The organism is Brevibacterium sediminis (genome assembly GCF_013623905.1).
GTDB lineage: Bacteria > Actinomycetota > Actinomycetes > Actinomycetales > Brevibacteriaceae > Brevibacterium > Brevibacterium sediminis.
This window is the reverse complement of sequence record NZ_JABKDD010000010.1, coordinates 25,737-45,167: the sequence shown is the minus strand read 5'-3', so window position 1 is coordinate 45,167 and position 19,431 is coordinate 25,737. Positions and strand designations below refer to the sequence as shown.

Annotated in this window: 17 protein-coding genes; 6 read left to right on the top strand and 11 right to left on the bottom strand. The window is 65.8% G+C overall.

The window, feature by feature from the left end:
* Positions 1-40 precede the first annotated feature (40 nt).
* A complete protein-coding gene (locus HK108_RS13395; protein WP_181271863.1) occupies positions 41-925 on the top strand; it encodes a LysR family transcriptional regulator in 885 nt (294 codons plus the stop codon).
* Positions 926-1,005: 80 nt separating this feature from the next.
* Here HK108_RS13395 and HK108_RS13390 read toward each other — a convergent pair whose 3' ends face one another.
* Together HK108_RS13390 and HK108_RS13385 are read right to left on the bottom strand one after the other, a co-directional pair.
* Positions 1,006-2,442: an FAD-binding oxidoreductase gene (locus tag HK108_RS13390; protein ID WP_219922418.1), complete on the bottom strand. Its 1,437-nt coding sequence runs from the start codon at positions 2,440-2,442 to the stop codon at positions 1,006-1,008.
* 43 nt (positions 2,443-2,485) lie between these two features.
* Positions 2,486-3,847 (bottom strand): MFS transporter, encoded by a 1,362-nt coding sequence (locus tag HK108_RS13385; RefSeq protein ID WP_139467539.1) that lies wholly within the window; start codon positions 3,845-3,847, stop codon positions 2,486-2,488.
* Positions 3,848-4,155: 308 nt separating this feature from the next.
* On the opposite strand from HK108_RS13385, the gene HK108_RS13380 reads away from it, so the two are divergent.
* The gene (locus tag HK108_RS13380) at positions 4,156-5,193 is read left to right on the top strand and encodes a DUF2332 domain-containing protein (protein ID WP_181271862.1); all 1,038 of its coding nucleotides are present in this window, start codon (positions 4,156-4,158) and stop codon (positions 5,191-5,193) included.
* A gap of 216 nt (positions 5,194-5,409) precedes the next feature.
* Here HK108_RS13380 and HK108_RS13375 read toward each other — a convergent pair whose 3' ends face one another.
* Together HK108_RS13375 and HK108_RS13370 are read right to left on the bottom strand one after the other, a co-directional pair.
* Positions 5,410-6,438, bottom strand: a complete 1,029-nt coding sequence (locus HK108_RS13375) for an LLM class flavin-dependent oxidoreductase (RefSeq protein WP_181271861.1) — start codon at positions 6,436-6,438, stop codon at positions 5,410-5,412.
* 268 nt (positions 6,439-6,706) lie between these two features.
* On the bottom strand, positions 6,707-7,921 hold the full coding sequence (locus HK108_RS13370) for a PucR family transcriptional regulator (protein WP_181271860.1): 1,215 nt from the start codon (positions 7,919-7,921) through the stop codon (positions 6,707-6,709).
* Between the two features lie 190 nt (positions 7,922-8,111).
* Between HK108_RS13370 and HK108_RS13365 the strand changes: the two genes are divergently transcribed.
* From HK108_RS13365 to HK108_RS13355, 3 genes are all read left to right on the top strand, one after another.
* The gene (locus HK108_RS13365; RefSeq protein ID WP_181271859.1) at positions 8,112-9,443 is read left to right on the top strand and encodes an MFS transporter; all 1,332 of its coding nucleotides are present in this window, start codon (positions 8,112-8,114) and stop codon (positions 9,441-9,443) included.
* Positions 9,444-9,531: 88 nt separating this feature from the next.
* Positions 9,532-11,280 (top strand): thiamine pyrophosphate-dependent enzyme, encoded by a 1,749-nt coding sequence (locus HK108_RS13360; protein ID WP_181271858.1) that lies wholly within the window; start codon positions 9,532-9,534, stop codon positions 11,278-11,280.
* 116 nt (positions 11,281-11,396) lie between these two features.
* Entirely contained in the window at positions 11,397-12,665 is a 1,269-nt protein-coding gene (locus tag HK108_RS13355) for a M20 family metallo-hydrolase (protein ID WP_181271857.1), read from the top strand.
* A 12-nt stretch (positions 12,666-12,677) separates the two neighbouring features.
* On the opposite strand, the gene HK108_RS13350 is transcribed toward HK108_RS13355, so the two are convergent.
* The 7 genes from HK108_RS13350 to HK108_RS13320 form a co-directional block, all read right to left on the bottom strand.
* On the bottom strand, positions 12,678-13,088 hold the full coding sequence (locus tag HK108_RS13350; protein ID WP_181271856.1) for a type II toxin-antitoxin system VapC family toxin: 411 nt from the start codon (positions 13,086-13,088) through the stop codon (positions 12,678-12,680).
* Positions 13,085-13,330: a type II toxin-antitoxin system prevent-host-death family antitoxin gene (locus HK108_RS13345; protein ID WP_181271855.1), complete on the bottom strand. Its 246-nt coding sequence runs from the start codon at positions 13,328-13,330 to the stop codon at positions 13,085-13,087. Before HK108_RS13345 ends, HK108_RS13350 begins: the two co-directional genes overlap by 4 nt.
* Positions 13,331-13,435: 105 nt before the next feature.
* A complete protein-coding gene (locus HK108_RS13340; protein ID WP_139909425.1) occupies positions 13,436-14,029 on the bottom strand; it encodes a hypothetical protein in 594 nt (197 codons plus the stop codon).
* A gap of 563 nt (positions 14,030-14,592) precedes the next feature.
* Positions 14,593-15,195 (bottom strand): NlpC/P60 family protein, encoded by a 603-nt coding sequence (locus HK108_RS13335; RefSeq protein WP_139909426.1) that lies wholly within the window; start codon positions 15,193-15,195, stop codon positions 14,593-14,595.
* A gap of 88 nt (positions 15,196-15,283) precedes the next feature.
* Positions 15,284-15,874 carry a hypothetical protein gene (locus tag HK108_RS13330; RefSeq protein ID WP_181271854.1) on the bottom strand — a complete coding sequence of 197 codons (591 nt, stop codon included), beginning with the start codon at positions 15,872-15,874 and terminating at the stop codon, positions 15,284-15,286.
* A gap of 216 nt (positions 15,875-16,090) precedes the next feature.
* Complete coding sequence (locus HK108_RS13325) at positions 16,091-17,302, bottom strand: MFS transporter (RefSeq protein ID WP_181271853.1); 1,212 nt, start codon at positions 17,300-17,302, stop codon at positions 16,091-16,093.
* A gap of 11 nt (positions 17,303-17,313) precedes the next feature.
* A complete protein-coding gene (locus HK108_RS13320; RefSeq protein WP_181271852.1) occupies positions 17,314-18,411 on the bottom strand; it encodes a MerR family transcriptional regulator in 1,098 nt (365 codons plus the stop codon).
* Positions 18,412-18,536: 125 nt separating this feature from the next.
* Between HK108_RS13320 and HK108_RS13315 the strand changes: the two genes are divergently transcribed.
* Positions 18,537-19,397, top strand: coding sequence for an aminoglycoside adenylyltransferase domain-containing protein (locus tag HK108_RS13315; RefSeq protein ID WP_181271851.1), 861 nt, complete (start codon positions 18,537-18,539; stop codon positions 19,395-19,397).
* The last annotated feature ends 34 nt before the right edge of the window (positions 19,398-19,431 follow it).

The window sequence follows — 19,431 nt, the reverse complement described above, 5'->3', positions numbered from 1 at the left end:
ACTATTGCACAACTGTCCGTGATGTGCGTACGGTTCGACTGTGTACAACGTTGCCCACCTGAAGTCGTTCAAATCGGTCGCACTCACCGGGTCCGTCCGGTCCGCCGCACAGCATCTCAGTCTCTCACCGTCTGCGGTCAGCCATCACCTCAAGATTCTCGAACAGGAGACCGGTCTGACTCTGTTTCAGCGACAGGGACGCGGCCTGTGCCTGACGGACACCGGTTCGGCGATCATGTCCGACGTCGACTCCGTGCTCGAGAGCTCGGGGCGATTGGGCCAACGCATCTCGGACCTGCATGAGAATCGGATCGGACGCCTGTCGATCGGGTACTTCGGCACGGCCGGCACCCAGTGGATGCCCGAACTCGTCTCCTACCTCGAGAACCGCCATCCCGATGTCGCCGTGCAGCTCAACCTGGCAGAGGGCCCCTGGAACGAATTCCACTCCGATGTCCAGGTCGTGATCGCAGATTCCGAGGATCCCGTGTTCCCATCGCAGGTGGAGAGCCACTTCCTCACCGAGGATCCGTATGTGGTCGCAGTGCCCGACGATCACCCCCTGGCTTCGCGTCCGGAGGTCAGCCTCGACGAGCTGGAGAATCATCCTTGGATCGACAACGACACCGGCGACGGTCCGTGTCGGACGATCCTCTTCGACGCCTGCGCACGTGCAGGGGTGGCGGTGCACTTCAAGCACGAGGCTCACAGCTTCGCCACTGCCCTGCACATGGTCAGTCGGGGTTTGGGTCTGACGATCCTCCCGCGGCTCGGTGTCGAACCCCTGCCTCCCGGGGTGGCCATCATCCGGCTGGCGGCGCCCGAACCGATCCGCTTCATCCACGCGATCAGCGATCCGGGCCACCCGCAGCAGGAACTCATCGAGGAAGCGGTCACAGCCCTGTGCGAGCTCGCCACCGGCTGACGATGGAAAGACCGCCGGCCTCCTGCTTCGGGGGCGCGCCGCCACGGCGCATGCGTGCACTAGCGACAGCCCGACTGCGTTCAGATCTCGGCGAGCATCTTCCCTGGGTTGAGGATGCCCAGCGGGTCGAGCGCGTTCTTCACGGCCAGCTGGATCCGTCGTGATCCTTCGTCGAGTTCGTTCGGCAGCCAAGCGCGCTTGAGGAACCCGACCCCGTGTTCGCCGGTGATCGTGCCGCCGAGTTCGAGGCCGACGCGCATGATCTCAGCGAACACCCCTTCGGCCTTCGCCGTCTCGGCCGCATCGCCGGAGTCGAAGAACACCGATGGGTGCATATTTCCGTCGCCGGCGTGCGCGACGAGGGCGATCTCGAGTCCGGATGATGACCGCAGCTCGGCCAGACGGTCACAGAATTCGGGCACGGCGGTGCGCGGCAGGCATACATCGTCGAGCAGCTGACCGCCGCCGTGAGCGTTGGCGAATTTCTCGTAGGCCGGCTGGATCATCCGCCGGGCGGTGATGAGAGCCGCGGAATCGCTCGGGTCGTCGGAGTACGCGACGTCGAGGGCACCGCAGCGCTGGGCCACCTCGGTGAAGGTCGACATCGCGGCCTCCGCATCGGTCGGGTTGTCGTCGACCTGCATGATGAGCATCGACCCGGCATCGCCGTCGAGGCCGAAGTCGCCGTAGTCGTTGAGCATGCGCAGGCTGGCCCCGTCGAGGAATTCGAACAGGCTCGGCACCCCGCCGCCGGCCATGAAGTCGGCGACGGTCTGCAGTCCGCTGCGCTCATCCGGGAAGGTCGCGATCGCGGTGAACGGCTCGGGCAGGGCGGGCACGAGGCGCAGCGTCGCTTCGACGACGATGCCCAGGGTGCCTTCGGAGCCGATGAAGAGATGGCGCATATCGAGTCCGGCCACGCCCTTGGCCGTCTGCGGGCCGAGCGTGGTGATGGTCCCGTCGGCGAGTACGACTTTGAGTGAGCGCACGTAGTCCCTGGTCACACCGTATTTCACGCAGCAGAGTCCGCCGGCGTTCGTTGCGATGTTCCCACCGATCGATGACAGTGCCACCGATCCGGGGTCCGGCGGGTAGGACAGTCCGAACGGGGCGAGGTGGTCCTTGAGGTCCTGGTTGATGATGCCCGGTTGGACGGTGACGAGACGTTCGGCCTCGTTGACGGCCACGACGTCCTTCATCTTCGACACGTTGAGCAGGATCGCTCCCGGTGAGGCGTTCGCGCCTCCCGAGATCCCGGACCTCGCCCCCTGCGGGACGACCGGCACCCGATGTGCGCTGGCGAAGGCCATGACCTCTTGGACGTCTTCCGCCGAGGCGGCCCTGACCAGGGCGATCGCCCCCTCGCGCGGGCAGAACAGGGCCTCGTCGCTCGAGTGGGCGTCGATGACATCCGGGTCAGTCGTCAGCGCACCCGGACTCAGTTTCGCCGCGAGGTCGTCGAGCGCCACCGGGTCGAGGGCGGGGAAGTCGGGTGCGGTGGACGTCGGGGTCGTCAATTCTGCTCCTCGGATCGGTGGGTCGAAGGCGGACGGCGGGCCGTTACTTCATCACGTCCAGATTATCGGGAGCGGGTGCGGCCCGGAGGATGAGGGTGACGATGCCGGCGGCGACCATGGCCGCGCCGACGACCCACATGCCGGCATTCTGGGTGCCGGTGAGATCGGCCAGCCAACCGGTGATGTAGGGGGCGAAGAAGCCCGCGGAGTTGCCGAGCGAGTTGATGAGCGCGAGTCCCGCGGCGGCACCGGCACCGGCGAGGAAGGTCTGCGGCAGCGGCCAGAAGGTCGGCAGGGCGGCGCAGATCGCCATGCAGGTGATCGTCACGGCGATCATCGTGGTGAACGGTGAGGACAGGTAGAGGGCGATGGGGATCGCCACACCGCCGATGAACAGCGGGATGGCCACGTGCCACACACGCTCACCCGTGCGATCGCCGTGCCGGGACCAGAAGTACATGGCCAGGGCACCGAAGACATAGGGGATGGCCGTGATGAGGCCGATCTCGACGATCGAGTACTCGACGCCGAAGGACTCCTGGAAGCCGGCGATGATCGTCGGGAGGAAGAAGCTCATGGCGTAGAGGCCGTAGACCATGCCGAAGTAGACGAATGACAGGGCCCAGACGCGGGGCTGGAGCAGCGACCGGCGGACCGGGTAGTGGAAGGTCTCTTCCTTGCTCTTCTCCTCGGCGTCCATCGTCGACTGCAGCCAGTTGCGCTCTTCGGCGCTCAGCCACTTCGCGTCCCGCGGGCGGTCGGTGAGGTAGAAGATGCACATGATGCCCAGGAGAACGGCGGGCACGCCTTCGATGATGAACATGAAGCGCCAGCCGGCGAAGTTCTCGAAGATCGAGTTGCCGCTGGAGATCAGCCACGACGACAGGGGCGAACCCACGACGCTGGAGAGCGGGATGGCGAGCATGAACAGAGCCGTGGCCCGCGCGCGCATCGAGGTCGGGAACCAGTACGTGAGGTAGAGAATGATGCCCGGGAAGAATCCCGCCTCGGCGACTCCGAGAAGGAACCGCAGCACGTAGAGCCAGCCGTGGTTGGGCACGAATGCCATGGCCGCGGCGACGACGCCCCAGCTGATGAGGATGCGGGCGAGCCAGATGCGGGCGCCGAACTTGTGCAGAGCGAGGTTCGAGGGCACTTCGAGGATGAGGTAGCCGAAGAAGAAGATGCCTGCGGCGAACCCGAACTGGGTCGCGTTCATCGCGAGGTCTTCGTTCATTCCGCCCGGTCCGGCGATGCCGATGTTCGTCCGATCGAGGTAGTTGATGAAGTACATCGCGATGACGAACGGGATGAGACGGATGAGGACCTTGCGCAGGGTCCTCTTCTCCAGTGCCGAATCGGCGGGGGTCTGTCCGCTGGTCGGCGGGCTCACCTCGGATGACATGGGATCTCCTTCGATCAAGTCGGGCCACGGTGGTGGCGCGGGGATGCGCCGCGAACATGGTCGTCGGCGCATGATGGCAACACATTACGACAGCGCGGGCGGCTGACCTAGCGTTCGCAGCAAAAGTACCGAATACCGGGACGGGGACTTCAATCGGCTCGTTCAAGCCGGCGCCCGGATGTCGAACCGTGCTCGACTCGACATCCGCGTTCCGCCTTGAACGACGTTTCGGTTGCCCGCTCGCCGTCGGGCAACTGGTCAGTACGATGAAGTCACTGAGGCGCGGATACCATTGCGAGGAGGGCGACATGCAGCCGATGACGGAACTCGAAGCCGAGACTCTACGCGACTACTACGGCAAGTTCGCCCGCCTCGAAGCGGCCGGCACCTCCCCGATCTACACCGCATGGGCCGAGGGAGTCGCCGCGGATGACGAGATTCTCTCGCTCCTGCTCGAACTGCCCCGACCGAAGCGCCAGGCCAATCTGCTCTTCGGCGCAGCCCGCCACCTCGGCGCCGGCGAAGGCTCCTATGCTGACCTGCGTGCATGGCTGCTTGATCACTGGGCGAAGGTCCGCGAGCTCATGCTCGCCCGGTCGACCCAGACGAATGAGGCGGGTCGCTGCGCGACGCTCCTTCCAGCACTCGCACGGGTTCCAGGACCGCTTGCACTCATCGAGGTAGGCGCCTCAGCGGGGCTCTGCCTCTACCCTGACCGGTACAGTTACCGATTCACCGTCACCGAGGCGGCCGGGTCGTCCGGTTCAGATTCCGAGAAGTCGGCGACGCTCGACCCTGCGGACGGTCCGAGCCCGGTCGTGCTCGAATGCGTACTGACGAACTCCACGGTCCCGGACCACCTCCCCGAGGTCGCGTGGCGGGCCGGAATCGATCTCAATCCTCTCGATATCACCGATGCTGACCAGCGGGAATGGCTGACTTCGCTGATCTGGCCGGAGCATGAGTCGAGACGGGAGCGCCTCCTCGCCGCTGCCTCGGTCGCGGCCGCCGATCCCCCGCACCTCGTCCGCGGCGACCTGCTCGACACCGTCGAAACCCTGCTTGCCGAGGTGCCAGCCGGGACCCAACCGATCGTCTTCCACAGTGCGGTGCTGGCCTATGTCGACGCCGAGGCGCGTGCCCGCTTCGCTTCGCTCATGCAATCGCGCGACGACGTCGTGTGGATCAGCAATGAGGGCGCCGGCGTTCTGCCTGACACTCGCGCTCAGCTCGAGACACTCGGGATCGAGCCCGATGGGCGATTCGTGCTCAGCGTCGACGGCCAAGCTGTCGCTCTGACCGGACCGCACGGGCAGAGCTATGTCGGCATCGCGGTGATCCCCTGATGCGCCGACCCGCTCGGAATCGGGGCCGTGCTCAAGCAGTCGACGCCCCCAGGAGGCTCGTTCAAGGCAGAGCGCAGACGTCGACCCGTGCGCCTTTCGAGGACTGAGTTGCGCCTTGATCGAGGCTGGGTCGAAGAGCGAAGCCTTGAACGAAGCGTCGACAGCGAGGCAGCGAGGCAGCGAACAGCGGCGGACAGTGCCCACCGAGGGAGACGTCTAAGAGCTTGCTGGCGTCCACCCGAGCTTCGGGCCGATCTCAGTGGCAAGTTGGTGGAGGATGTGCTTCCAGTCATCGAGTTCGAACTCGAACGGAAGTTCGAAGAGATAGTCATCCGAAGCCTGGAAAGCCGGGTTGGACAGCAGGTAGTCGACGATCTCCTCGGTCGAGCCGAGCAGGTCCGGTGCGATGATCGTGTTCTTCCCGTGGACCTGCTTCGTCCGCGGAGTCCGCTCCTCTGCGTACTTCCGGTACTTGGCCGCCTGTACCGGACTCGCGCTATCGGTTGGAACGATCACGCGTGCCAGGCTCACTCGTCCATTCTCAACAGAGAGCGATTCGCGGTAAGTCTCGATCTGGTTGACCTGGTTGAGAGAGAAGTCCTCGATCCCGTCCTCTGCCGAGGTGATGTTGCTCATCAGCCAGTTCAATCCAGCCTCGCCCGACCAGGTGGCCGAGCGCAGCGATCCCCCTCCGTACCAGAGGCGATCGCTCAGTCCGGGCGCATGCGGTTCCACCCGTTCGGAATCGATGTCCCCGCCGAAGCCTTTGTACTCGGGCTTCTCCCGTACCGAGCCTCCCGCGAGGAGATCACGCAGACGCTCGATGCGCGCGTAGCTGTAGTCTTCGCCGCGCCATCCCTCACCATGGACGATGTCATTGACCTCCTCGGCGAATGCGGGCGGATGCACGCTCAATCCAGCCAGAACCCGACCTCCGGAGAGGACGTCGGCAACGGCGAGATCCTCGGCCAGTCGAAACGGATTCTCATGACCGACGGGAATCACCGCACTGCCCAGCCCGATCCGCTGCGTGTGCTGGGCTAAAGCAGCGAAGTACACTGCCGGCGACGGCAGACCGGACTGCATGTGCCGAGTTCGGACCCATCCGCTGTCGAGCCCGAGCTCCTCGGCGAAGCGGAACAGTTCGATACCCTCGGCCAGGCCGCGACCAGGATCATCGCGATCGAAGGGAACGAGGTGGATGAACCCGAGATGGCCGACTCGGTCATTTGTCGACGTGCTCACGGTGCCTCTCTTCTGATGCCTTGAAGGCATCGTCCGACGATGGTTGAATGCTTGACTTCTATCAGCTCCGCCTGAGAACTCTAGCCAGGCTCGTCACACTCGGCCCTCGAGGTAATCGCGGGGCGTCGTTCAAGCCGCAGCGCGGATGTCGAACTGTGCACCTTTCGACAAGTGCTCGCCGCCTTGAACGACGGAGCTTGGTTTCGAAAAGCGAGGGCCGCTATGAACGATGCGGCCGTGGTCGCCCGATGACTCCCAGATCGCGAAATCACGCCCAACCGACGACGAGGCGGGCCGCCTCGGCGGGGATCATCGGATCGACCCCGGTGAGTTCGGCGAAGCGGCGCAGACGATTCGCCACCGTATTGCGATGGCAGAACAGCTGCGCGGCAGACGCACCGATGCTCCCCGAAGCGAGATAGACCTGCACCGCCTCGATGAGGCGCTCCCGCTCGACCGGGCCGCAGGCGGCCAGCGCGGACTCGACATCGGCGAGGATCGGATTGCCGGCGGCATTGAGCGACCGTGCGGCCAACCGCGCCCACCCACTGCGCCACGTCATCGCAGTCGTCTCATCAGCGGCGATGACATCGGCGAGATCTCGCGCGGTCAGCGCCGACCGCCGCAGGGTGCCGATCCCTTCGGCGCGGACATACCCCACCCTGGCCTCGGCGATCTTGCCGGCGAGCGCCCCCAACGAATGACCGGTTCCGCCCCCGAATGGAGTGGAAGCATGTCCCGCACCACCTGGAACCTGCGTGAACGCAATGAGAACCTCGCCGAGGTGGTGCGTGAACATGGTCCCGCCCGCGCGGGCATGATCGGAGATGATCACCCGCAGCGCCCGGACGTCGTCCCCGGTGGCGGCGATGACGAGCAGCGGAGAGTCGACATCGAGACCGAGCCCGGTCGCGATCCTCGACAGGCGCTCCGCGGTGGGATCGGGATCATCGAAGAGGCTTGCGATGAGGCCCGCATGCACCGAATCCTCTTCCGCGCGCATCCGGGTGCGCTCGGCGGTATAGGCCTGTTGGACCTGAGAGACGTATTCGTCGACGGTGGATAAGACGATGCCGGTGTGCCGGATGACGAGTTCCGCATCCTCCTGATTCGCCACACGGGTGAGCACCTCCCAGAGCACATTGAAATCGTGGCGGATCGCGGTCATCAGCGCCTCGAGCGGAATTCCAGCCCGTGCCCGGGAGACCCCGACCTCCGTCGATACCGCCACGGGGCCGTCGAACCCACCGGCGCGCAGCCCCTCGATGAGGGTGGAGAAGGAGAGCCGACCGGTCCGCCGCAGCTCCGAGACCGGAATCGGTGCGGGATCGTAGCCGGAGACCGTGACGACGCGGATCATGAACCGTTCAGTCAGCTCGTCGAGATCGAGAGCGTCGAGGAGCTCGAGCCAGCGACGTTCGTCTCCGGGCTCCGGACGGTCCCGAAGCTGTCGTGTGCCCGCAATTCCAACCTGTTCATCCATCACACGCTCCAGAATATGTGCATCTGCACAAGCACTGCCCACTTTTCGGCGACAAATGTGCCTGGATCAGGACATGTGGCACTCTGTAAGGTCGATACCTGCCGGTCGATCGCAACGATCGACCGATGCACCACCCGCACCCGGACTCGGCCGACCAGGCCCAGGTCCCCGGACTCGACGGAGAGAATCCATGAGCGAGCAGAACACCACGGCGTCCGCCGAGCTCAATGCCACAACGGAACTGAGCATCAAGGACGCGAACAAGGTCGCCGCCGGCGCCCTGATCGGCACCGCCCTCGAGTGGTACGACTTCTTCCTCTTCTCGGCAGCGGCCGCCCTGGTCTTCAACGTCCAGTACTTCACCAGCGAGAACGCCACGGCCGCCGCCATGGCCTCATTCGCCACCTTCGGCGTCGGGCTGGCCGCTCGTCCCATCGGCGGTCTGATCTTCGGCCGCATGGGCGACAAGATCGGGCGCCGCAAGGTCCTGCTCATCACGATCATCGGCATCGGCGTCGTCACCGGACTCATCGGCCTCCTGCCCACCTATGCTGCGATCGGCTTCGCCGCCCCCGCCCTGCTCGTGCTCCTGCGCATCCTCCAGGGTCTCTTCGTCGGCGGCGAATGGTCGGGCGCGATGACGCTCGTCGTCGAGAACGCCCCGCTCCACCTGCGTGCCCGTTATGCAGCGATCCCGCAGATCGGCTCCCCGATCGGCACGATCCTGTCCTCCGGCGGCTTCTTCATCATGACCCTGGTGTTCTCACAGGACAGCTTCGACTCGTTCGGCTGGAGGATCCCATTCCTCGTGGCCCTGCCGCTGCTCGTCGTCGCCGTCTACCTCCGCTCCCGCCTAGAAGAGTCCCCGGTCTTCCGTCAGCTCGAAGAGTCCGGCGAGGTCGAGAAGAGCCCCATCCGCACCACCTTCCGTGACTCGTGGAAGCAGATCATCATCGGCATGGCCGCGGCTCTGCTCGGCGTCGGCGGCTTCTACCTCGTCACCGCATTCTGCGTCTGGTACGGCGTCAACGTCCTCGGCTACGACGATTCGCTCCTCCTGCTCGGCAGCATGGTCGCCGCCGCCGTCGAGATCGGAGCCCTGATCTGGGGCGGTGCCCTGGGCACGAAGTTCGGAGCCTCGAAGGTCATCCTCTGGGGTGGTGTCGCCTCGGCGGTGGTCGCCGTTCCTGCGTTCTTCATGTTCGAGTCCGGCAATCCGGTCCTCGTCGTCATCGCCATGACCCTGGCCGTGTCCACTCTGTCCCTGCCCTACGCGGCATCGGGCACCGTGCTCACCGGACTGTTCCCCGCCACCACTCGCTACACGGGTGTGGGCATGGCGCAGAACGCCGCAGGCATGCTCTCCGGGTTCATCCCGCTGCTGGCCACGAGCTTCGTCGCCTCCGCCGGAGACCACTGGTGGCCGGCCGCCGCGATGCTCGTCTTCCTCTCCCTGTTCACGGCGTTCGCCGGCTACGTCGCTCCTCGGATGAGCGTCGACCTCCCCGGCTTCAAACATTGAGACTCGCACAGCGCTGGGAACCCAGCGCAGCACCGGGCCGGGAGCCCCGGACCTCACACCGTTCGATCGTCGAAAGGACACCCACACCATGTCGCGTTCCGCCGGCCACCTCATCGTCGACACTCTGGAGAGCGCGGGCATCGAGCGCGTCTACGCGGTCCCCGGTGAGTCCTACCTCGACGTCCTCGACGGACTGTATGACGCGAAGATCGAGACCGTCGTGTGCCGGCAGGAGGGCGGTGCGGGGTTCATGGCGCTGGCCGAATCCCGGCTGACCGGCCGTCCCGGAATCACCATGGTCACCCGCGGTCCAGGGGCGGCGAATGCGATGATCGCTGTCCACACCGCCTGGCAGGATGCAACCGCGCTCGTCCTGTTCGTCGGCCTCGTCCCCCTCAACGATCGCTCCCGCGAATCCTTCCAGGAGTTCAGCCTGCCCGAGTGGTTCTCCTCGACGGCGAAGCGCGTGCTCACCATCGATGATGAGGACCGTGCAGGTGAGATCACCGCCGATGCCCTGCGCATCGCCGCATCCGGTCGCCCCGGGCCCGTCGTCGTCGGCCTGCCCGAGGATGTCCTCGTCCGTCTCACCGAGGCCCCGACTCCGACCCTCCCCGAGGTGGCCCCACCGACCCCTGCCCCCGCCGTCATCGATGGCTTGGCTTCGCGGATCGCGGCGGCCGAGCGTCCCGCATTCGTGCTCGGCGGGGATGGGTGGCACAACGGCTGCGGAGCCGAGCTGGCCGGTCTGGCCGCCTCGGCGGGGGTGCCGATCTTCTGCGATTGGCGCGCCTACGATGCGATTCCGCATTCCTCACCGGCGTGGGCGGGTTGGCTCGGCTACGGTCGTGCCGATGCTGTGGCGGCAGGTTTCGCCGAGGCGGACCTCGTCATCTTCGTCGGCTGCACCCGCTCCGATGTCTTAAGCGACGGCTACACGATCGGTTTCGACGCCGAGACCATACTCGTCTCCCTCGATATGGAGGCCACCCAGCACGCAGGGCGCATCGATGAGCACATCATCGCCTCCGCGGACTCCTTCACTCGCGCCCTGACCAGGACCGATGCCGCTGATGTTCGGGATGCGAGCCAGCTGCGCGGTGACCGGACGGATGAGTGGATGCAGGGACGCGCGGACGCGCAGTCCCGGTTCGCCGCTCATCGCCCCGACGCCGAGGCGACACCGGAGAATCCGGGCCGTGCCGGGGTCGATCTCGGGGTGGCGTTCGGGATTCTCGATGACCGCCTCGGCGGGGAGGCGATCCTCACCTACGGGGCGGGCAATGCGACGATCTGGGGGCACCGGTTCATCCGACATGAGCGCCCGTCCAGCCTCGTCGGAGCCCGCAACGGGGCGATGGGTCTCGCCGTTCCCGCCGCGGTGGCCGCTTCTCTGGCGTACCCGGAGCGGCGTGCGGTCGCGGTCTGCGGCGATGGGGACTTCCTCATGAACGGTCAGGAGATCGCCACGGCCTTCGCCCACGGCGGATCACCGCTCATCATCGTCGTCGACAACGGCGTGTACGGCACGATCGTGTCTCACCAGGAGAATCACTATCCGGGACGGCCCTCGGGCACGCGCATGGTCAATCCGAACTTCGCGGCGTGGATGTCGGCATTCGATCTCAGCAGTTCCGGGGCCGCCTCGGCGAGCAAAGCGTCCATGAACGGCGACGGGGCCTCCGTAACCGGGCCGACCGGGCACGGGGAGCGCGTCGAAACGACCGAGGAATTCGGGCCGGCGCTCGACCGGGCCCTTGCCCACGACGGGCCCGCCCTCATCCATGTGCTCATCGATCCGGCGACGATGCCGCCGGCCGCCGACGAAACCGCCTGATCCATCCTGGGTGCCCACCCGGCACCACCGACCTGACACCGGCACCGCCGGCGCCGCACACGTCCCCCGCACAGTCGCAACCCACCCGCCCGCGACACCTCTCGAAAGGACCCGCTATGACCGTTTCACCCTCTCTGATCAACGCCGATCGCGAAGCCGAGTTCCTCGCCGATTGGGCCGTGCATTCGCGTTTCGGCGCCGTCGAGGGCACGAACGGAGTCGACCGGCAGGCGGCGAGCGCCGCCGATGGTCAGCAGCGGAAGTGGTTCGCCGAGCTGCTCGTCAAGCACGGTTTCAGCGTGCACCGGGATCCGATCGGCAATCAGTTCGGGCTCCTTGAGCTCGTGCCCGGGGCCCCGTATGTGCTGACTGGTTCGCATATGGATTCGCAGCCGACGGCCGGCCGTTTCGACGGTGCCTACGGGGTGATGGCTTCGGCGCATGCATGTTTCGCGATCGCCGATGAGATGCGAGCGGACCCGTCGAAGGCGAAGTTCAACCTCGCAGTGGTCAACTGGTTCAACGAAGAGGGCTCCCGGTTCAAGCCCTCCATGATGGGATCGAATGTCTTCACCGGCAAGGCCGAGCTGGAAGCGGCACTGACCACGCGTGATGCTGCTGGAATCACCGTCGCCGAGGCGCTCGACGAGTTGGGAGAGCGCGGAGACTTCACGGTCCCGGAGATCGCCTCCTATGCGGAGATCCACGTCCAGCAGGGTCGCAGCATGGAAGAGGACGGGGTGACGATCGGGCTGGTCAATGCCACGTGGGCGGCGCACAAGTACGAGTTCAAGGTCACCGGCGCACAGGCGCACAGCGGGTCGACGCTCATGGCCGATCGTCAGGATGCCCTGCTCGGTGCGGCCCGCCTGGTGGTCGCTGCGCGTGAGCTCGTCGACGACTTCGAGCCCGGTGCCCTGCATACTGCGTGCGGTCAGCTCACCGTCTACCCGAATTCTCCGGTCGTCGTCGCCAGCGAGGTCAGCCTGCTTCTCGATCTGCGCTCCCCCAGCGCCGAGGTGATCGCCGCCGCCCATGAGAAGCTCATGGCCACGATCGCCCAGGTCAGCGCCGATGATCGCGTGGAGATCGAGATCGTCGCCGAGCACAGCTGGGATCAGAACCCGTACTCCGAAGACGGGGTCGAACTGGCACGCACCGCTGCCGAGGACTTGGGACTCACCTCGGCGAAGGTGATGACCGTGGCCGGGCACGATTCCACGAACATGAAGGACGAAGTGCCCACCGTCATGCTCTTCATTCCCAGCGTCGACGGGGTCTCGCACAGTCTGGCCGAGTTCACAAAGGACGAGGACCTCGTCTCGGGTCTCCATCACCTCACCGAGGTGGTTCGCCGGCTCGCCGCCGGCGCGCTGGCAGAGTGACCGCGAAGGAGGTCAGTCCTCCCAGGGATTGAGCAACCTGACTCCCGTATTCGCGAAGTCAGCGACGTTCCTCGTCACCAGGGTCAGAGAGTGTGCGAGTGCGGTCCCTGCGATCAGGCTGTCCATGTCGGGCATCGCGTCAGGGACGTGCAATCGCGATGCCTGCACAGCCACTTCGGCATCGACGGCAAGAATTCTTCTGTCGAAGAGCTGAGAAACCTGTTCGTCGAACCACTGCCGAAGGACGGATCCAGCGCGTGCGTCCCGCCGCTCTTTCCGTCGGACTCCGACGTCGAGTTCGAGGACCGTAATGGCGCTGATGGCCAGATCGTCGATCCTCTGTGCGGCGATCCAGGAGCCGACGGGAGTCCGGTTGCCGCGGCGAGCGTCACTGATGATGTTGGTGTCGAGCAGATATCTCACAGTTCGGGCACCCGCAGCGATCGCTGAGAACGATGCGGCAGATCGAGGTCCGAATCATCGTCGTGGATGACGAGGGTATCTCCGACGAGGTCCGATCTGCCGCTGAGTTGATCGTACTCATCGGCAGTCAGCAGAACGTGCGCGCGACGACCATGTTCGGTGATGGTGACCGGTCCGTGTCTGGCCGCACGTTTGGCCGCCGATACGTCCCGGTTGAATTCCCGACTCGACATCGTGGTCATCATCCACCTCCCGAAATGTCACTACTGTAGGTACATTTTATCTCGGGGTTGTGGACGAATCCATAGCCAGATGCCGAGTGGACAGGACTCTCGGACCCGCGGTCATCAGTCGATGGAGTCGACGTCTTGGTTCTCGTCGACGAGCTTCTTCGCCAGCGGCTCCCACTTGTCGTAAGCGTCGGGGTATCCGGAGTGCTGCACTTCCTGTGCGGCGTCACCGGGTTCGATGCTCTCCCAGTTGTCGATCTGGGTCAGCCCCGGATTGTCGGTTCCGGAGTCGACGCCGTAGAAGGCTTTCGATGCGTACACGGTGTCGGTGACTTCGTCGGCCGATCCCCAGTTCATCGAGGGACGCTGCTGGAAGGCGCCGGCGGAGTCGCGGTCGCCTCCGTCGAGGTCGTTGAGGCTCGATTCCTGCAGCGCGGTCATCACGGCGATCGTCTGAGCCTCCTTCGACAGGTCCGCGCCCTTGCCGACGCCGATGATGGTGCGCGCGTTGTCGATCTGCTCCTCGCTCAGCTCATCGGGGTCGTCGATCCCTCCGGTCGAGCCGGCGTCGGACTGGGTTGCTTCACCCTCCTGGCTGACGCCTCCGGAGATCGGGTCGGCCGAGGCCGAGGTCGCCGTTGCCAGGGAGACTCCCCCGGCGAGAATGGCTGCGGACAGTGCAGTCACCGCAAGTGTGCGCGCACGTTTCATCTGTTCTCACTTTCTCTTGATCGGGTGCTCGACCCGGTCGGCGATTCCTGGTGCGCGGCACACGTGGTGGGTTCTGCGGCATCTGCCCTGTGGTCGGCACAGGAACACCAATGCAGAAGGTGCCGTGGAATCGCCCCACACAACACTGACGGACCGATTGGCCCTGTTCAATGCAGAGAGACTTCGAGATGACTTATTCTCGCCGCAACGAGTCGTCACGGATCCGTGTGCATGCGATCAGAGTTCGCTGAACGCCGCGCGGTCACCAGCAGTGCTCCCACCCGCCCGTGACCGGGGTCTCGATCCGCTCGTCCGGCGGTTCGCAGGCGCGAGCCAGGGAAATTTCAGGCGCCGGCGGCGATCGATGGGGGTCGATCCTCGGCGATCCTGCACTTCGAGGCCGGCCCTGTTCCTCCGAGGCGGCCCTCCTCGTCGGACGCGTCGTCGCCGCGTCCCATGGGAGGGGCGCGGCGACGATGTGCGCTCAGGTGCGCGGAGTACGGTCGGCGGATCGGAGCCGCCGGATCGGCATCGGATCAGTGCCGGATCACGGGCAGTTCAGATCACAGACCGTTCAGGCGGTAGGGGACGAAGCTGTCGTCCTGGTCGTACGGGTAGGAGACTTCGTGGGCGACCGAGCCGAGCGAACCGTTCTCCTCGAGGGCGTGATAGGCGGTTTTATCGTCGTTGGCCCAACCGTTGAAGATCACGACGTGGCCGTTGGCGCCTTCGGTGCCGGGGCCGCCCTTCATCAGGACGTCGCCGGGCTTCAGTTCGTCCTTATCGATCTTGTGGGAGACATCCGGCAGGGTCACGGTGTTGAGGCTGTCGTCGAGTCCCCAGGCCATCGAGACGAATCCCGAGCAGTCCATGCGGTACTGCTTTCCCTGTGGATCCGGATGGGTGGTGTCCCAGTTGTAGGGCACCCCCTGGTCGACCCAGGTCTGGGCGCGGCTGATGATCTCATCGCGACGATCATCGGCCTGGGTGGATGTCTTCTGGCCGGACTCCGACTGCGCGGTCGTGGCCTTGCCGGAATCTCCCTGTGCTGCGTAGCTGTGTGCCGGGGCAGCGTCGGCCTGAGCGGGTGCGGTGGCCATCATGGTGCCGCCTGCGAGGAGACCTGCGGTGAGGACGGTGGTGGTGAGTGTGCGTGAAACCTTCATCATCTCTCCTGATCGTTCTCGGGTGTGCATGTGTGATTTCGGAATGTGCGGTTTCGGGTGGTGCGACTTCAGGTCAGCGGAACGGGTCTCAGCTGATCGGGGCAACATCCTGGTTGCCGTTGACGAGCTCGGTCGCCAAGGGATCCCACTTGTCGTACTCGGCGGGGAAGGCGGAGCCCTGCACTGCCTGAGCTGCGGCTCCCGGGACCATCGTCTCCCATCCTTCGATCTGGATGAGGCCGAGGTTCGAGCCTTCGGGGTTGACGCCATAGAACGACTTCGAGGCGTAGACCGGGTCGGTCACCTGGGCCAGAGTGCCCCAGCCCATGGACGGACGCTGCTGGAACAGTCCGGCGGAGTCGCGGTCTCCGCCGTCGAGGTTGTAGAGGCTCGATTCCTGCAGGGCCGTCATCACGGCGATCTTCTGTGCCTGCGTCGACAGGTCCGCGCCCTTGCCGACGGCGATGATCGTGCGCGCGTTGTCGATCTGCTCCTGGGTGAGCTGAGTGGCGTCCTGAGCGCTCGGAACCTTGCCGCCGTCGAGTGCTTTGCTCGTGAACGGAGCGGCCTCCTTTGAGACTGCAGCCGGCTCTGCGGACGCGGCGGTCGCCATGGAGACACCGCCGGCGATGACAGCCGCGGAAAGGGCTGTCACTGCAATTTTGCGTACGAGTTTCATCGGTTTCCTGTTCTCTTGAGGGGCAGTTGCCGTGAGCGAGAACTCGAGACCAGCTGAGTGGGGAAGCGATCGGAAACCAACATCGATCACGCAAGCGATCCTGTCGTTTCGCTCACGTCCTCCAGACTGTCCGATCCGATGAGAGGCCTCAACAAACTCCGTTTCAACATCACGTCACAGGGTTCTCAACACGAGTTCAACACCACGTGAACCAGGTCACTCGGACCTGAAGGCCTGCAGCGTCCGATCTCGCCCGACGACGAAGGAGGCACCCACTGCGATGACACTCGCTGCCGCAATCATGGCGCCGGTGCCGAGCAATCCGACGATGAGACCGATGAGCGGATTGACGATGACCTGAGGGGCCTGTTGGACGACGATGAGCAGACTCTGAAATCTCGATACCTTGGACGCAGGGGCCAGCAGCACATAGACCGGGAAGACATGCGCGGTGAAGACCACGACCCCGGCCCCGACGAGGGCGGTCGCTGCGAGACCCACTCGCCAGTCAGCCGACACAGCCAGCACGATGAGCCCCAGGGCCACGACGCACGGACCGATGACCATCGGAGTCCACACCCGATTCGCAATGCCGCGCCATGCGAACACGCCGCTCGTCAGCAGGCCCCCGGCGATCCATCCGGATTCGATGAGCCCCGCCTCGGCGGCGGTCCAGCCGCGCTCGCGGGCGGCAAGGGGAATGCCGAGGAGTACCGACGGGATCACGGCTCCGGCCATGAGGGACACACCGGTCAGCAGCGCCGGCACTCCCGGCGTCGCCCGCGCCGCTCGCACCCCGTCGACGATTCCGCGCACGCTGACCGGGTCGGGCAGGTGATCCCCTCGCCGAGGCGGTCGGATCGCAAGCAGGGCGATGAGCATGATCAGGCATCCGAGCACATCGAGCAGTGCCACCCCGGACAGGCTGATGATCCCGATGAGGATTCCGCCCAGCGGCGGGGCGATGGTGCGCGCCAGCTGTCCGGCCATGCCCGATCGGGCCATGGCTGTGCCCAATGATCTCTCGGGGACGAAGAGCCGTGGGAAGACTCCGACGGCGGGCCGATAGAACGCTGCCGCCGACCCGATGAGCACGGCGGCCGCCAGGAGCACCGGCGGAGCCGCCGACCAGACGGCAACGGCGAGTGCGATCCCCGAGCCGATGAGCACGAAGGCGAGTGTGCACGCGAGCATCACCCGACGCGGCCCGAATCTGTCGGCGACCGCGCCGCCGAGCAGCCCGAGCAGCACCGCAGGCAGGACGGTGAGCGTGAATACCCAGGCGGCGAGATGAGGGCCGTAGCCGGAGGCCACCCATGTCAGAGCGAACGCGAGGATCCCGGTGCCGAGTTCGGTGACGACCGAGGTGAGCACCCAGGCGTTGAATCCTTTCGGCAGCGGGACCCGGTCCCCGCCTGAGACTCCCATTTCGACGGGGCTCAGGCTCTGCGGGGCATGACGAGCGCCAGGAAGTCGGGTTGGCTGGGAGCACGCCAGATGAGGGGGTCGTCCTCGTTGCCCCAGTCGCAGATCAGTTCGTCGCCGATTCCCGCGTCGACGATGGACTTCATGGAGCCGGCGGAGAGTTCGAATCTCGACGCGTCCCTCGGCAGCCGCACTCCGGATTCAGGGGACCGGCCTGTGGCTTCGTCGACGAGCCGCAGGATCTCTTCGCGTGAGAACCGGCTTCTGCCTCTGCGGCGCGCGGCGGCCGCCTCCACGGTGCGACCGATGTCGGGGAACCGGCGGTCGGACTGCGACAGGATCGTCGACTCTCCGTCGGAGTGCTCGATCGACATGCGCACCTGTGCGGGGTGGTCGACGGATCCTCCGGTGACAGCGATCATGAGGCTCACCTCGCAGCTCGTGGTCGGGAGCGACAGCAGCGCCGAGGCGGTGACAACCGTCGACACCCCCACCGGCCTCTTCGGACCGTCTGCGGGCGTCGGAGCATCGATCTCGGCGGGGATGTGCGTGCGCGCCATCAGCACATAACCGTCGGTCACGGCCAAGGTGAGGGAGTCGGGTTTGATCTCCACGCTCAGGTGGTCGAAGGGCGAATCGGCGGGGGCCGTCCCCTTCGTCTGCGCCAGCTGACGCACCGCGGCGGCGAGCACGGCGGAGTCGACCCGAGCGCGGCTGAGCGTCGTCTCGGTCCGGGATCGGAGCACTGATCTCAGGTCGTCGACCAGCGCCGCGGCGGACTCGGCTCGTCCGATGGCCTCGGCGAGCCAGTCGTCGAGGATGGCCTCGGCGATCACCGGTTCGCTGTCGAGGATGGTCCCGATCGTGCGCAGCCGAAAGCCTGCGTCACGCAGGCGTCGGATCCAGATCGCACGCTGCTGCTGGTCGAGCCCGTAGTACCGATAGCCGGTACGGTCCTCGACATGTGCGGGCGACAGAAGGCCGCTGCTGTCGTACCCCCGCAGGGCGCTGGCGCTGAGTCCGACGGCACGAGCGAAGTCACCGATCGTCTGCAGCGACCGGCTCGTCGACTGCGGCACTCGTGCGGTGTCGGGTTCGCGGGTGGGGTCCATGGACCCATCATCGACTTTCACCCTGGCTGAAGGTCAAGAGCGCGGGAGATAGTCGTTGCGCAGCCACGTCGGACCCACCGGACAGTTCCTCAGTCCAGGCCTCTGTCCCTGTGTACGCTGATCCCATGTCCGTACCGCTGCCGCCAGATGCCGCAACGGCCATCAGGTCCTACCTGCGTGCCGCCGATCGGATCCTACCCGGCGGCATCATCGCCTGCGCCGTCACCGGATCGATCGCCCTCGGCGCCTATCGTCCGGGCCGCAGCGACATCGACCTCGTCGCGGTCATCGCCGATGAGTGGCTGGACCGTCCGGATCTCATTCGGCGGCTGCGGCTGCTCCACCTCTCGCAGGTGCCCCGCCTAGTAGTAGGGGCGGCGCGCGGACGAGGTGTGAGTGCGTGCTGCAATACCGTCTTCATCGCCGAATCCGAGGTCAGTCGCCCCGTCACCGAGATCCGACCGATCGCTTCCCATACGGGTGAGATCTTCGATTCGCACGGCGCGTTCGACGTCAATCCGGTGATCTGGAAGGAGCTCGTCGACGGCGGCATCACTGTGCGGGGACGACCGATCGCTGCATGGGGTCTCGATGCGCAGCCGGAGGCGCTTCGACCATGGGTCCGCACGAACCTGCGCGAGTACTGGACTCCGTTGGCCGCACAGCTGCGCGACCGACCGCGGAGAACTCCACGCACGCTGTTCCATCGTCTCCTCACGTCCCCGCGGGGACTGAGCGCCGGCACGGTTGCGTGGTGCGTGCTCGGTCCCGCGCGCATGCATCGCACGCTCGCGACCGGTGAGATCATCGGCAAGGAGGCAGCGGGTCGCCACGGATTGGACGCATTCCCTCAGCATGCCCCCATCACCGAGGTGGCCCTGGCCAAGGTGCGCGGCGCGCGGATCCCGTCCGCACCGTCACGTGCACAGTGGCGGGCATTGACCGCCTCGGCGATGGAGGACATGATCACCGCATCACTCGGCTGATCGACGACCGTAGTGGGTTGAGCGGCCGCCGGGA

Coding starts and splice junctions, on each gene's coding strand:
- HK108_RS13385 (WP_139467539.1), bottom strand. CDS start 3,847: ATGTCATCCGAGGTGAGCCCGCCGACCAGCGGACAGACCCCCGCCGAT.
- HK108_RS13380 (WP_181271862.1), top strand. CDS start 4,156: ATGCAGCCGATGACGGAACTCGAAGCCGAGACTCTACGCGACTACTAC.
- HK108_RS13370 (WP_181271860.1), bottom strand. CDS start 7,921: ATGGATGAACAGGTTGGAATTGCGGGCACACGACAGCTTCGGGACCGT.
- HK108_RS13365 (WP_181271859.1), top strand. CDS start 8,112: ATGAGCGAGCAGAACACCACGGCGTCCGCCGAGCTCAATGCCACAACG.
- HK108_RS13360 (WP_181271858.1), top strand. CDS start 9,532: ATGTCGCGTTCCGCCGGCCACCTCATCGTCGACACTCTGGAGAGCGCG.
- HK108_RS13355 (WP_181271857.1), top strand. CDS start 11,397: ATGACCGTTTCACCCTCTCTGATCAACGCCGATCGCGAAGCCGAGTTC.
- HK108_RS13345 (WP_181271855.1), bottom strand. CDS start 13,330: ATGACCACGATGTCGAGTCGGGAATTCAACCGGGACGTATCGGCGGCC.
- HK108_RS13340 (WP_139909425.1), bottom strand. CDS start 14,029: ATGAAACGTGCGCGCACACTTGCGGTGACTGCACTGTCCGCAGCCATT.
- HK108_RS13335 (WP_139909426.1), bottom strand. CDS start 15,195: ATGAAGGTTTCACGCACACTCACCACCACCGTCCTCACCGCAGGTCTC.
- HK108_RS13330 (WP_181271854.1), bottom strand. CDS start 15,874: ATGAAACTCGTACGCAAAATTGCAGTGACAGCCCTTTCCGCGGCTGTC.
- HK108_RS13325 (WP_181271853.1), bottom strand. CDS start 17,302: ATGGGAGTCTCAGGCGGGGACCGGGTCCCGCTGCCGAAAGGATTCAAC.
- HK108_RS13320 (WP_181271852.1), bottom strand. CDS start 18,411: ATGGACCCCACCCGCGAACCCGACACCGCACGAGTGCCGCAGTCGACG.
- HK108_RS13315 (WP_181271851.1), top strand. CDS start 18,537: ATGTCCGTACCGCTGCCGCCAGATGCCGCAACGGCCATCAGGTCCTAC.